General features: G+C 68.4%; 9 protein-coding genes. 4 read left to right on the top strand and 5 right to left on the bottom strand.

Annotated elements, in window-relative coordinates:
- The first annotated feature begins 10 nt into the window (after nt 1–10).
- Nucleotides 11–916 carry a recombination-associated protein RdgC gene (locus CXG43_RS18685; protein WP_101101676.1) on the top strand — a complete coding sequence of 302 codons (906 nt, stop codon included), beginning with the start codon at nt 11–13 and terminating at the stop codon, nt 914–916.
- Nucleotides 917–974: 58 nt separating this feature from the next.
- Entirely contained in the window at nt 975–1,754 is a 780-nt protein-coding gene (locus tag CXG43_RS18680) for a SprT family zinc-dependent metalloprotease (protein ID WP_101101803.1), read from the top strand.
- A 332-nt stretch (nt 1,755–2,086) separates the two neighbouring features.
- Here CXG43_RS18680 and CXG43_RS18675 read toward each other — a convergent pair whose 3' ends face one another.
- Nucleotides 2,087–2,950: a hypothetical protein gene (locus tag CXG43_RS18675; protein ID WP_101101801.1), complete on the bottom strand. Its 864-nt coding sequence runs from the start codon at nt 2,948–2,950 to the stop codon at nt 2,087–2,089.
- A 186-nt stretch (nt 2,951–3,136) separates the two neighbouring features.
- Between CXG43_RS18675 and CXG43_RS18670 the strand changes: the two genes are divergently transcribed.
- Nucleotides 3,137–5,185: an ATP-binding protein gene (locus CXG43_RS18670; RefSeq protein ID WP_157825180.1), complete on the top strand. Its 2,049-nt coding sequence runs from the start codon at nt 3,137–3,139 to the stop codon at nt 5,183–5,185.
- Between the two features lie 17 nt (nt 5,186–5,202).
- On the opposite strand, the gene CXG43_RS18665 is transcribed toward CXG43_RS18670, so the two are convergent.
- The 3 genes from CXG43_RS18665 to CXG43_RS18655 all read right to left on the bottom strand — a co-directional run bounded on the left by CXG43_RS18665 (nt 5,203) and on the right by CXG43_RS18655 (nt 11,914).
- Nucleotides 5,203–6,648, bottom strand: coding sequence for an FAD-dependent oxidoreductase (locus CXG43_RS18665; RefSeq protein ID WP_101101672.1), 1,446 nt, complete (start codon nt 6,646–6,648; stop codon nt 5,203–5,205).
- Between the two features lie 70 nt (nt 6,649–6,718).
- Nucleotides 6,719–11,173: a glutamate synthase large subunit gene (gene gltB, locus CXG43_RS18660; RefSeq protein WP_101101670.1), complete on the bottom strand. Its 4,455-nt coding sequence runs from the start codon at nt 11,171–11,173 to the stop codon at nt 6,719–6,721.
- Between the two features lie 345 nt (nt 11,174–11,518).
- Entirely contained in the window at nt 11,519–11,914 is a 396-nt protein-coding gene (locus CXG43_RS18655) for an I78 family peptidase inhibitor (protein ID WP_101101668.1), read from the bottom strand.
- Between the two features lie 117 nt (nt 11,915–12,031).
- On the opposite strand from CXG43_RS18655, the gene CXG43_RS18650 reads away from it, so the two are divergent.
- On the top strand, nt 12,032–13,102 hold the full coding sequence (locus tag CXG43_RS18650) for a DNA topoisomerase IB (protein ID WP_101101666.1): 1,071 nt from the start codon (nt 12,032–12,034) through the stop codon (nt 13,100–13,102).
- Here CXG43_RS18650 and CXG43_RS18645 read toward each other — a convergent pair.
- Entirely contained in the window at nt 13,080–13,424 is a 345-nt protein-coding gene (locus tag CXG43_RS18645; RefSeq protein ID WP_101101664.1) for a hypothetical protein, read from the bottom strand. The genes CXG43_RS18650 and CXG43_RS18645 overlap by 23 nt on opposite strands.
- Nucleotides 13,425–13,441 lie beyond the last annotated feature (17 nt).

The raw sequence follows: 13,441 nt of genomic DNA, 5'->3' as shown, positions 1-13,441 counted from the left end.
CCGGAATTCCATGTTCTTTCGCAACCTGACCTTCTTCCGTTTCCCCACCGCCACCGATTTCTCCAACGTGGACACCCAGTTGCCGAATGCCCTGCTCAAGCCGGTCGGCCCGCTTGAGATGAATTCGCGTGGCTTCATTTCCCCGTTCGGCCGCGAAGAGAAGGAACAGTTCTCCCACCGCATCGAAGAGCATCTGTGGCTGACCGTCGGCGGCGAAGACAAGATCCTGCCGGGCGCGGTGGTCAACGACCTGCTGGAGCGCAAGCTGGAGGAAATCGAGTCCAACGAAGGGCGTCGTCCCGGCGGCCGCGAACGCAAGCGCATGAAGGATGACCTGCTGCACGAACTGCTGCCGCGCGCCTTCGTCAAGAACTCGCGCAACGATGCTTTCATCGACCTCAAGCATGGCTACGTCGCAGTGGACTGCTCCAGTCGCAAGACCGCCGAGTACTTCATGTCCGACATCCGCGGGCTGCTGGGCAGTTTCCCGGCGATGCCACTGAACGCCGAAGTGGCGCCACGTTCGATCCTCACCGGCTGGATTGCCGGCGAACCGCTGCCGACCGGCCTGTCGCTGGGCGAAGAGTGCGAAATGAAGGACCCGGTGGAGGGCGGTGCCGTGGTCAAGTGCCAGCACCAGGAACTGCGCTGCGACGAGATCGACAAGCACTTGGACGCGGGCAAGCAGGTCACCAAGCTGGCCCTGGTGTTCGAAGACAACCTGTCCTTCGTGATCGGCGATGACCTGATCGTGCGCAAGCTGAAGTTCCTCGATGGCGCGCTGGACCAGCTGGAGCATTCGGACGATGACGGCCGTCGTGCCGAGCTGGATGCACGCTTCGCACTGCAGAGCGCCGAGATCCGTCGCCTGTTCCTGCTGCTGGAAGAGGCCTTCAAGCTGAGCAAGGCGGACTGAACAGGGTGGGGTGGACGTTGCTGACATCGCGCCGTCCGTGGCGGCGTATGCTGGTGGCATGAGTCGCCTGCTCCGCCGCCTGCTGTCCCCTGCACCCAGTGCCACCGTGCAGCGCGATACCGTGCGACTGCGGCTGGACGATGCGGAGATTGATGTGCTGCGCGTGCGCGATCCGCGTGCGCGTCGCATCAAGCTCAGCGTGGACGAACGCGGTGCGCGGCTGACGCTGCCGCTGCGTGCCAGCCTGCAGACCGGCGAGCGGTTCCTTGAGCAGCATCGGGGCTGGCTGTCCGAGCAGCTGCAGCACTACCGCTCTGATCGCATGCCGCCGCCGCTTGTGCCGGGCGAGCCTGGACTGTTGCCACTGCGCGGTGAACTGATTCCGCTGCGCTGGCAGGAAGCACGCTACGCCAAGCTGGAGGTGGACGAACAGGGCGCGTGCGTGCACTGGCCGGCGCGCGCCACCCCGACCACGCTCAAGCGCCTGCTGCGCGAGTTCTATGAAGCGCAGACGCGCGCCGACGTAGGACGCTGGCTGCCGCGCTACCTGCCTGGCCTGCCACGCGCGCCGACGCGTATCCGGCTGAAAGTGATGTCCTCGCAATGGGGATCACTGGCCCCCGACGGCAGCATGGCACTGGACCTGGCACTGGTCCTGGGCAAGCCGGAAGCGTTCGAGTACGTCCTCGTCCACGAACTCTGCCACCTGCTGCAGGCCAACCACTCGCCCGCCTTCTGGCACGAAGTCGAACAACGCTTCCCCGCCTGGCGCCAACAACGCGACTACTTCCAGCAGGAAGGCCGCAGATTGAAGGCAATGCTAAGGCAACTGCTGTAACCCGCCTGCGGCGAGCCACAGCAGTCGCCCACGCATTCCACCTTATCCCCCCGCCTGCGGCGCGCCCCCTTGAACAACAAGGGGGCTCCCGCACAGCAGGAATACCGCTGCCGCCTGCGCCGGGCCACAGCAGTCGCCCACGCATTTCCCCCATCCCCCATTGCCCGGGCACCCGTGAACCGTCAGGGCGCCGGGTGGGCAGGCCAGGCAGGACCGTCTGTTCGCATGGATGCGAACAGCGAGCCTCCATGGACGGATTCACGGCGTGTCCTGCCTGGCCTGCCCACCCGGCGCCTCACACGTAGACGAACGCGCCTTACACGTAGCCAGCTTCAAAAACGCCGCGCCGCCGCAGAAGCCCACCGCGCCGCCACCCGCGGCGAAGTGATGCACACCGCCAGGTCGGTCACCGTGGTCACCGCCCGCTCCAGCAGCTGGATGTCGGCTTCATGCTGCCGCGCCACGTGCGGATCTTCGAAGAACACCGCGCGCTGGCAGCGCCCCTCCAGCACCTGGTCGGCGATCTGTGCATCACCGCCCATCGGGCCACTCTGGTAGCGCGTCACCCACGGCGTATCGGCCGGCCAGCCGCGGCTCCACGCCAGTTCATTCAAGCGCTGGCCGGTGGTGCCGGTACCGATCCGCGAAGCAAACCGCGACAGCACGGCGAAGTGTTCGTCGGCGAATGCCAGCATCGCCGGCTTCATCGCATCGTGCGCGATCAGCGCCAGGGTCTGCCCTTCGAACCGGTGCAGGTCGTCCGCGGCCGCATCGGCGGCGAAGCCGGCGTGCAGGCGCTCCACCTCCACCCAGTCGCGCGCGCTGGCCACGGTGGAAATGAAGGGCTTGGCATGGATCACGCACTGGCGCTTGAGCGCGATCGCCTCCGGGAAAATCGATGACGGATCGACCGGATCGATCAGGTAGATGGCGCCGTCCAGGCTGCGCTCGGCGCCCATGCCGACCACCTCGGCCACCAGCTTCATCAGCCCGCCGTCGCGGCCATACGGATACTGCCGGACCAGCGGATCGCCCCGCAGCGGACCATGCTGCTGGATCGCATCGAAGGTGCGGCCCACCGCGTGCAGCGAACACTGCAGGTCACGCAGGCCCGCCTCACTGGCGCGCAGGAAGCGGAACAGGGCCGCTTCGCCATCATGGTGGTGCAGCCGGTTGGCGGCCAGTCCAAGTCGCATACGGAGATTCTCCAGGGGGCACTGCCGAAGTGTATGCGCTGGATCACGCCGGGCGTCGTCGTTTATGCAGCAATCCTGATGGTGCCCAGCGATGAGCCTGCTAGCGTCGGTGGATCCTGGATTGCGGAAAAGGACATCTTCGTGACGCCGTGCGTTGTCACCGTCTGCCTCGCCCTGGGATCATTCATGCTGCCGGCGCCGACGCGGGGGCCGCTCGTCGTTGCGGGCCTGTTGCTGGCGCTTGCCGGCATCGCCCTCGTGCAGGCGAACGGCTACTGGCGGCTGCGCGACGAAGTCCGCCGCAGCCGTGACGTGCAGCGACTGATCGACGAGGTATCTAGGAACCTGCCGGTGGTCGTGTTCCAGGCGCGGCGCGCGCGCGACGGAGAAATCCACATCGAACTGTTGGCCGGGGACACGCCGCAGCTGTTCAGTGCAACGCCGCGCGAACTACAGGACGATCCTTCGCGCATCCTTGCCGCCATCCATGCCGCTGACCACAAGCGGGTGCTGTCGGTGTTGCTGCGCGCGGTGCGTCGCATCTGTCCGGTGGCGCTGCGTTTTTCCGCCGAAGGCGTACGCGGGCCACGGCATGTCGCCATGCACGCATGGCCCCGTCTGGAAGCATCCAGCGAGCAGTGCTGGACGGGTTACTGGATGGACGTGTCCGACGCCGACGCCCGTGCACAGGCGATCCTCCGCGCGCATGCGCAGGCCGCTGCGGATGCGGCCGAGCGTGAGCAGATGGTCTCCAGCCTGGGGACGGGGATCGGCGCACCGATGCACGTGCTGCTGCAGCGCCTGGCACGGCTGCGGGGTGCACCGCTGGACGCGCACCAGCGTGCGGTGATGGCCACCCTGGACGACGCCGCGTCGATGCTGGGACGCATCCTGGACGACGTTGCCGCTCTGTCCGCAGGGCGCGCCGAGGGCATGGACCTGCAGGACGGGCCGGTCGACCTGCGCGCGCTGGTGCAGAGCGTGGAGGCCCTGCTGCGGCCGGTCGCACAGTCCAAGGGTCTGTACCTGCACCAGCGCGTGGGAGCACGGGTGGCCCCGCAGCTGCTGGCCGATGCCACCCGCCTGCGGCAGGTGCTGTTCAACCTGGTCGGCAATGCGATCAAGTTCACCCGCCACGGCGGTGTATCGCTGTCCCTGCAAGCGCTCGAAGACACCGCCCACGCGCAGCGGTTGCGGCTGGTCGTGGCCGATACCGGGGTGGGCATCGCGTTGGAGCGGCAGGAGGCGGTGTTCGAGCCGTTTGCCCAGGCCGAGCGTTCCACGACGCGCCAGCATGGCGGGTCCGGGCTGGGACTGGGCATCTGCCGCCAGCTGGTCACCGCGATGGGCGGCACGCTGGCCCTGCGCAGTGTGCCCGGCCAGGGCACGGTGGTGGAAATCGAACTGGAACTGCAGCACGCCCCGGTGCCGCTCGCAGGTGATGCCGTGGCGAGCAACCTTGCCGATCCTGGCTGCGGGCCGGACGCATCGCGGCGCAGCGGATCGTCGCCCCGCGTGCTGGTTGCCGAAGACCATCCGACCCAGCAGCTGTTGATGCAGTGGTGGCTGCGCGGCATGGGCCTGGATGTGGAAGTGGCCGGCGATGGCCTGCAGGCGCTGGCGTCGTGGCGCCGCGACCCACCCCGGCTGCTGTTCACCGATGAGCAGATGCCCGGCCTCAACGGTGCCGGGCTGGTGCAGCACATCCGCCGCGAAGAACAGCAGCGGGGCCGTGCGCCCGGGCCCATCATCGGCATGACCGCCGATATCGACGGTATGCGGGGGATGGCCCTGGACCACCTGCTCGCCAAGCCGATCAGCCGGCGCACGCTGCACGATGCGATCGCCAAGGTCGCGCCCGGGCTGTTGGCCGCTGGCGCTGCGCCGGCAGCACCGTGTGCCGGGGTGGAATGCAGCGATGCGCCGACCCTGGCGTCATTGGTGGCCCGCTTCGGTACGGAGGACGCCGCCCGCCAGCTGGTACAGACGCTGCGCGCCAGCCTGGAAGAGGACGGGGCGGCACTGCAGGAGGCGTGGCACCGGGCGGACCAGCGCATGGCCTCGCAGCGGCTGCATCGCATGGCCGGCGGCGTGGGCAGCCTCGGACTGGCGGCGCTGTCCACCCACCTGCGCGAGCCGAACGAGGCGCAGGTACCGCCATCGCGCGCCCAGCGCGACCAGTTGCATCACCGCCTGCAGCGCTGCATCGCGCACCTGCGCCAGCTGGAAGGCTAGCGCAGCTGCGCGCAGGGTCACGCCAGCAGCAGGCGCACGATGCTGGCCGCAGCATCGCGCCCTTCGGCTACCGCGGTCACCACCAGGTCCGCACCGCGTACGGCATCGCCGCCGGCGAACAGCCGCGGGTGTGCGGTCTGGAACGGCAGGCGGTCCTTGCCGCCCACCTGCAGGCGACCGTTGCCGGTGGATTCCACGCCGTGCGCGGACAGCCATTCCGGCGCGCTGGGCGAGAAGCCGAAGGCGATGATCACCACGTCGGCTTCCAGCAGCGATTCGCTGCCCTCGATCGGCACCGCGGCCTGGCGGCCATCGGCATCGGGCGCGGCCAGTCGCGTCTCCACTACGGTCACGCCGATTGCCTCATCGTCGGCACCGGCTTCGATCGACAGCGGCTGGCGGTTGAACAGGAAGCGCACGCCTTCTTCGCGGGCATTGGCGACCTCGCGCGCGGAGCCGGGCATGTTGGCTTCGTCGCGGCGGTAGGCGCAGGTAACGCGCGCCGCACCCAGGCGGATGGCGCTGCGCACGCAGTCCATGCCGGTATCGCCGCCGCCCAGCACCACCACGCGCTTGCCGGTGAGGTCGGGCAGGCTGATCTGGTCTTCCCAGCCGGCGATCGGGCGGCCCTGCGGATTGTCGCCGCTGACGATGCGGGCGTTCTGTACCAGGAACGGCAGTGCCGGCAGCACACCTTTCAGGTCCTGCCCATCCAGCCCGCCGTCGGTATAGCGGTAGGCACCGGTACCCAGGAACACCGCATCGTGTCGCTGCAGCAGGTCATCCACGGTGACATCGCGGCCGATCTCCACGCCCAGCCGGAACTGCACGCCCATGCCTTCCAGCACCTCGCGGCGCTTGCGGATCACGTCCTTGTCCAGCTTGAAGCTGGGGATGCCGAACTGCAGCAGCCCGCCGATCTGTTCGTAGCGGTCGTATACCACCGCGGTGATGCCGGCACGCGCCAGGCGGTCGGCGCAGGCCAGCCCAGCCGGTCCGGCACCCACCACCCCCACCGTGCGCCCGGTGGGCTCCACCGCGCTCAGGTCCGGACGCCAGCCGCGTGCCAGCGCGGTATCGACGATGTATTTTTCCACCGCCCCGATGGTCACCGCGCCGAATTCCTCCAGCGTGCAGCTGCCTTCGCAGAGGCGGTCCTGCGGGCACACCCGGCCACACACTTCCGGCAGCGGGTTGGTGCTGTGGCACAGCGTGGCGGCTTCTTCGATGCGGTTTTCCTGCACCAGCTGCAGCCATTGCGGGATCGCGTTGTGCACCGGGCATTTCCAGCTGCAGTACGGGTTGCCGCAGTCCAGGCAGCGGCCGGCCTGGTACTGCGCCTCCTCCTTGCCGAACTTGCCGTACAGCTCGCCCCAGTCGCCGGAGGTGCGGAGTTCCACCGGGATGCGCTGCGGCATCGTCCGGGGCAGGTCGAGGAACTGGAAAGCGTGCTTGCGACTCATGGCGGGCTCTGCCTTTCGGCTTGGAGGTGCTGCCGGCCAGCGACCGGCACTACCGATGAAAAGGGCGGGGTCATGCGGCGCGGCGCAGGGTTTCGGTCAGCGATTCGATGCTGGCGGCCTTGGGCTTCACCAGCCAGAACTTGCCAATGTAATCGCGGAACTCGTCCATGATCTGCTGGGCCCAGATGCTGCCGGTCAGCTCGCGGTGGCGGCCGATCAGCCGATGCAGGTGCTGGCGGTAGTTCTCGAAGCCTTCGGCGGAAACGCGGTGGATGTCGATCAGCTCGTGGTTGTAGCGGTCGACGAAATCACGGTCCACGTCCAGCACGTAGGCCAGCCCGCCGGTGAAGCCGGCGCCGAAGTTCAGGCCGACCTTGCCCAGCACCAGCACCACGCCGTCGGTCATGTATTCGCAGCAATGGTCACCGGCGCCTTCGATCACCGCCAGCGCGCCGGAGTTGCGCACCGCGAAGCGCTCGCCGGCCCGCCCGGCAGCGAACAGCTCGCCACCGGTGGCCCCGTACAGGCAGGTGTTGCCGATGATCGCGGTGCTGCGGGCTTCGAAGCGCGCGCCGCGTGGCGGACGCACCACCAGCCGGCCGCCGGCCATGCCCTTGCCCACGTAGTCGTTGGCTTCGCCTTCCACTTCCAGGTGCAGGCCACCGACGTTGAAGGCACCGAAACTCTGCCCGGCGGTGCCGCGGAAGCGCAGCTCCAGCGGTGATTCGGCCATGCCCTGGTTGCCGTGCGCGCGGGCGATGGTGCCTGACAGGCGGGTGCCGATGCTGCGGTCGGTGTTGTGGATCAGGAAGCGATGGTCGCCGCCGCGCTTGTGCGCGATGGCATCGGCCAGCAGCCCGTCCATCTGCGTGGCCAGGCTGTCCGGCGATTCGTACAGGCGCTGGGCGGCGCAGTGGCTGCCTTCGTAGCTGGCATCGGCGAGCAGCCGCGACAGGTCCACGCGCACGCCTTCGCGCGGCGCGGCATCGATCTGCCGCAGCAGTTCGGTGCGGCCGACGATCTCCTGCAGCGAACGCACGCCCAGGTGGGACAGCCAGCCGCGCACTTCCTCGGCCAGCAGCCTGAAGAAGTTCTCCACGCGTTCGGGCTGGCCGGTGAAGTAGTTCTCGCGCAGGCGCTCGTCCTGGGTGGCCACGCCGGTGGCGCAGTTGTTGAGGTGGCAGATGCGCAGGTACTTGCAGCCCAGCACGATCATCGGACCGGTGCCGAAGCCGAAGCTGTCCGCGCCGAGGATGGCCGCCTTGACCACGTCCAGGCCGGTCTTCAGGCCGCCATCGGTCTGCAGGATGGTGCGCGCGCGCAGATCGTTGCCGACCAGCGCCTGGTGCGCTTCGGCCACGCCCAGTTCCCACGGCACGCCGGCGTAGCGGATGGAACTCACCGGCGAGGCGCCGGTGCCGCCGTCGTGGCCGGAGATGGTGATCAGGTCGGCGCCGGCCTTGACCACGCCGGCGGCGATCGTGCCCACGCCGGCATGGCTGACCAGCTTCACCGACACCAGCGCGGTCGGGTTGACCTGCTTGAGGTCGTAGATCAGCTGGGCCAGGTCTTCGATGGAGTAGATGTCGTGGTGCGGCGGCGGCGAGATCAGGCCGATGCCCGGCTTGGCGTAACGCAGGCGGGCGATCAGTTCGTTGACCTTGTGGCCGGGCAGCTGGCCGCCCTCGCCGGGCTTGGCGCCCTGGGCGACCTTGATCTGCAGCACTTCGGCGTTGACCAGGTATTCGGCGGTGACACCGAAGCGACCCGAAGCCACCTGCTTGATCTTCGAACGCTTCTCGGTGCCATAGCGGGCGGGGTCTTCGCCGCCTTCGCCGGAGTTGCTGCGGCCACCCAGGCGGTTCATCGCGATGGCCAGCGCTTCATGCGCTTCCGGCGACAACGCACCCAGGCTGATCGCCGCGGTATCAAAGCGCGGGAACAGTTCGCTGGCCGGCGCCACCTCGTCCAGCGGCGTCGGCGTGGCGGCCGGCACCAGCTGCAGCAGGTCGCGCAGCGCGGACGGCGGACGTGCATGCACGGCATCGCAGTACGCCTGCCAATGCGCCGGATCGCCCGAGCGCGAGGCGCGCTGCAGGGTCATGACCACGTCCGGGTTGTACATGTGGTATTCGCCGCCGTGCACGTACTTCAGCAGGCCGCCGACGTCCGGCTGCACCTGGTCGTCCCAGGCCTGCACGGTCAGTTCGCGCGCTTCGGCATCCAGCCGCGCGAAGCTGACGCCGCCGACCCGCGAGGGCGTCTCCGGGAAGCACAGCTCGACCACGTCCGGCTCCAGCCCGACGATCTCGAACAGCTGCGCGCCGCGGTAGCTGGCCACGGTACAGATGCCCATCTTGGAGATGATCTTGGACAGCCCCTTGTACACGCCCTTGCGGTAACGGCGGCCGATCTGCGACTGCTCGCCGCCCTTGCTGAGCTTGAGGATGCCGCGGCGCCCGAGGTCGAACAGGGTCTGGTAGGCCAGGTACGGATACACCGCGGTGGCGCCGAAACCGAGCAGGCAGGCCATGTGGTGCGGATCGCGCGCAGTGCCGGTTTCCAGGATCAGGTTCACCTCGCAGCGCAGCCCGGTGTTGCACAGGTGGTGGTGCACCGCGCTGGTGGCCAGCAGGGCATGCACCATCGGCCGGTCGGCCACCGGGTAGCGATCGGACAGCAGCAGCATGACGATGCCATCGCGCGCGGCCTGTTCGGCCTCGGCACAGATGCGCTCGATGCCGGCCCGCAGGCCTTCTTCTTCGCTGTAGGACAGGTCGATCAGCCGGTTGGCGTCGGCGTACTGCTCCATCTTCAGCAGCTGGCGCAGCTTGCGCTGGCTCAGCACCGGCGAATTGAGGATGACGTGGTTCACCGTCTCCGCGCCGGCGTGGAAGATGTTGGTCTCCTTGCCGAGCTGGGTGGACAGGGACATCGCGCAGTCTTCGCGCAGCGGGTCGATCGGCGGGTTGGTGACCTGCGCGAAGGCCTGGCGGAAGTAGTCGTACAGCGGACGGCTGCGCTGGCTCAGCACTGCCATCGGCGTGTCATCGCCCATCGAACCGGTGGCTTCCTGCTCGGTCTCCGCCAGCGGGCGCAGCACCTGCTCCACTTCCTCGGTGCTGAGCTGGTACAGCTTGTGGTAGCTGCGCAGGGTGCGGGCGTCGAACGGTTCTTCCACCAGCGAAGGATCGATCAGTTCGGTCTGCAGGTAGGTCACGCCCTGCTGCAGCCACTGCTTGTACGGCGCGCGTCCGCGGTTGATGCGGTCCACCGCCTCCGAATCGAGCAGGTCGCCGCGCTTGAGGTCGATGGCGATCATCTCGCCCGGCCCCAGCTTGCCCTTGCGCACCACGCGTTCGGTCGGCACTTCCCACACGCCGGCTTCGGAGGCGACCAGGAAGTGGCGGTCGGAGGTAAGCATCCAGCGCGCCGGGCGCAGGCCATTGCGGTCCAGCGTGCACACCGCGTAGCGGTCGTCGCAGGCGACGATGCCGGCCGGGCCGTCCCACGGCTCGCTGTTGAGCCCGTGGAATTCGTAGAACGCGGCGAGGTCGGGGTCCTTGAATTCCAGCGACTGGGTCGCCGGCGGGACCAGGATGCGCAGCGCCTGGATCAGCTCCATGCCCGCGCTGACCATCAGCTCCAGCATGTTGTCCAGGCTCTGCGAGTCCGAGCCGTGCATGGAGATCACCGGATCGAACTCGGCGATGTCGAAGCGCGGAGTCTTCCACACCTTGCTGCGCGCTTGCGCCCAGCGGCGGTTGCCTTCAATGGTGTTGATCTCGCCGTTGTGGGCGAGCATGCGGAACGGATGCGCCAGCGGCCAGCGCGGCAGCGTATTGGTGGAGAAACGCTGATGGAACACGATAGCGCTGGAGGCCAGGTCGCTGCGCTGCAGGTCCAGGAAGAAGCGCGACAGCTTGTCCGGCAGCACCATGCCCTTGTAGCTGATCGCGTTCGGGCTGAGCGTGGTGACGTAGTAATCGGCGTGGTCGCGCAGCGACTGTTCGCTGCGGCGACGCGCCAGGAACAGGGCCAGGGTGAAGCCGGCATTGTCCTGCGCTTGGCCGGCATCGACGAAGACCTGTTCGATGCGCGGCAGCGTATCGCGTGCCAGCTGTCCACAGACGCTGGGATCGGTCGGCACCACGCGCCAGCCGCGCGGCTGCGTGCCGGCCTTGGAGAGCTCCGCTTCCAGCGCGGCGCGGCACTGTGCGGCGGCGGTTTCATCGTGCGGCAGGAACACCACGCCGGCAGCGAAGCACGCGCCGACGTTGATGCCCGCTTCGGCGGCGATGGCTTTCAGGAACGCCTGCGGGCGACGCAGCAGCAGGCCGCAGCCGTCGCCGGTCACGCCGTCGGCGGCGACGCCACCACGGTGGGTCATCCGCGAAAGCGCGGCGATGGCGGTATCCACGAGCAGCCGGGACGGCTGGTCATCCAACTGGGCGACCATGCCGAAACCACAGGCATCGCGCTCGTGTCGTGGGTCGTAAAGCCCGTGGCGGTTGCGGGGGGCCATCTTTGCCTCTTGGTCAGGTGAGCGGGGACTCCTGAGCCTGCCCACAGGACGCGCCGTGACCACTGGAATGAGGCTGCCGTACCGGGACGGCAGGGAAAAGCGAAGTGGCGTCCTGGCGTTGGTCGATGCGACCGTTCCCCCGGCAGGGCCGATGCCCGTGCGGTGGCGTGCCTCCCCTGGCGCTCGCCAAGCGCTTTCGCGCTCACTCCAGGAGACAGGGCGCGCTACCTGGAGCGCGCGGGATGCCACCGGATGCTTCGACTAGACCATAGATGGTGCGATGCCGCAACACACGGTTGCACGCGCAACCAAGGCGCTGGCAAGTGCTTGCCAGCGCTGGGGAAATCAGCCGCAGCGAAGGCCGCTGACCACGTCCTTCTCGTCAACTTCCACGTTCAGGCGCTCGCCCACGAACTCCATCGTGGTCATGTCGCCGGGGCGCAGCACGCGCAGCGATTTCGCGCTGGCATCCTGCTGGGCCTGGCTGCCGAGTGCATCGGTATAGGCCTGGCCGACCAGGCTCTGCACCTGGGTGGCATCGCAGTTGCCGATCGGTGGGGCTTCGGTCGCCTTGCCGGCTTCGTCGGCAGGGGCGGTGGCCTTTTCAGCGGCCTGCTGGGCCTGGGCGGTGACCGCATCCTGTTCGTCCATCGGCGGTGCCGAACAGGCGGCCAGCAACAGGGTGGCGGGGAGCAGGAGCAGGAAGGGGCGCGCCAGGCGCGGCAACTGCAGGAACGGCATGCGGACTCCAGGAACGTTCAAGGTGACAAAGGCGTGAGCATAGCGGCTGTTGGCCGCCCACGTGTTTGTGTTGCGTTATTGACGCGGCGTGCTCGGTGCGACCGCCACACTGCGCGCATGAGCCCACCCCCCGCAACCCCTGAAAAAGCCGCCGCCCGCGCTGCCGGACTGCGTTACGTGGACGACAGCCAGCCTGGCTACCAGCGGCGTCGGGCGGGAAAAGGATTCAGCTACCGCGACCCGGCCGGACACGTCGTGCGCGACGCCGAGGTGCTGGCCCGCATCCGTTCGCTGGCCGTGCCCCCGGCCTATACCGACGTGTGGATCTGCCCCTGGCCCAACGGTCATCTGCAGGCAACCGGGCGTGACGCACGGGGTCGCAAGCAGTACCGCTACCACCCCGACTGGGCGCGGGTACGCGGGGAGGGCAAGTTCGACCGCATCATCGCCTTCGGCGAGGCCCTGCCGAAGCTGCGCCGACACCTGCGCAACGACCTGAAGCGTGCGGGATTCCCGCGCGAGAAGGTCCTTGCGATCGTGGTAGCGCTTCTGGCCGAAACGCTGGTGCGTGTTGGCAATGAAACCTATGCGCGCGAAAACAAATCCTTCGGCCTGACCACGCTGCGCAACCGCCACCTGGCGCTGGTGGCGGGCGGCCGGGTGCAGATGCGCTTCCGCGGCAAGTCCGGCCAGCACCACGAAGTGGAGATCGGCGACAGACAGCTGGCCAGGCAGGTGCGAAGCATCCAGCAGCTGCCCGGGCAGGCGCTGTTCCAGTACCGCGATGACGATGGCACGCTGCAGCCGGTGGATTCCGGTGAGGTCAATGACTACCTGCGCGAGGTGATGGGCGAGGAGTTCACCGCCAAGGACTTCCGCACCTGGGGCGGCACCGTGGAAGCGTTGCGGGCGTTCGCCGCCACCGAGCTGCCCGAGCCCGCCAGCAAGACCGCACTGGCGGCGGCGCAGCGCGAGGTGGTGTGCAAGGTTGCCGACCTGCTCGGCAATACGCCGGCGGTGTGCCGCAAGGCCTACATCGATCCCAGCGTGTTCGACGGCTGGGAGCGGGGTGAGCTGGTCGCGCTGGCCGGCCTGCGGGGGCCGCGCCAATGGGAACAGGCGACCCTGCGCTACCTGCGCAGGGCGCGCCGGGTGGCGGCAAAGGTCAGCCGCAGTAAATCGCGGTGATGTTGTTGGTGCGGCCGGTTTCAATCGTCAACCGTTCGCCGCCTTCATGCGCGGCACCAGCGGCCGGATCGGCGCTGCCGCTGGCGGTGGGGCCACTGCGCTCGCGGCTGCCGCGCAGCACCTGCACCTGCAGGCTGTCACTGTCCACGCGGGCGCGTTCCACGGTCGCCGCCGAGGCCGCCAGGCCGACCGCGCCCTGCACCTTGTCCAGATGGCACTGGCCTGAAACCACGCCGTCGATCGGCTGCACCTGGGCCACCGGCGTGCTGCTGCAGGCGGCCACGGAAACGGCCATCGCGGCCACGCTGAGATAACGGATCATCGTTGCAGCTCCAATCA

Origin of the sequence: Stenotrophomonas sp. Bg11-02, from assembly GCF_002836635.1 — a bacterium.
Taxonomy (GTDB): domain Bacteria; phylum Pseudomonadota; class Gammaproteobacteria; order Xanthomonadales; family Xanthomonadaceae; genus Stenotrophomonas; species Stenotrophomonas lacuserhaii.
This window is presented reverse-complemented; position numbering and strand designations above follow the sequence as displayed.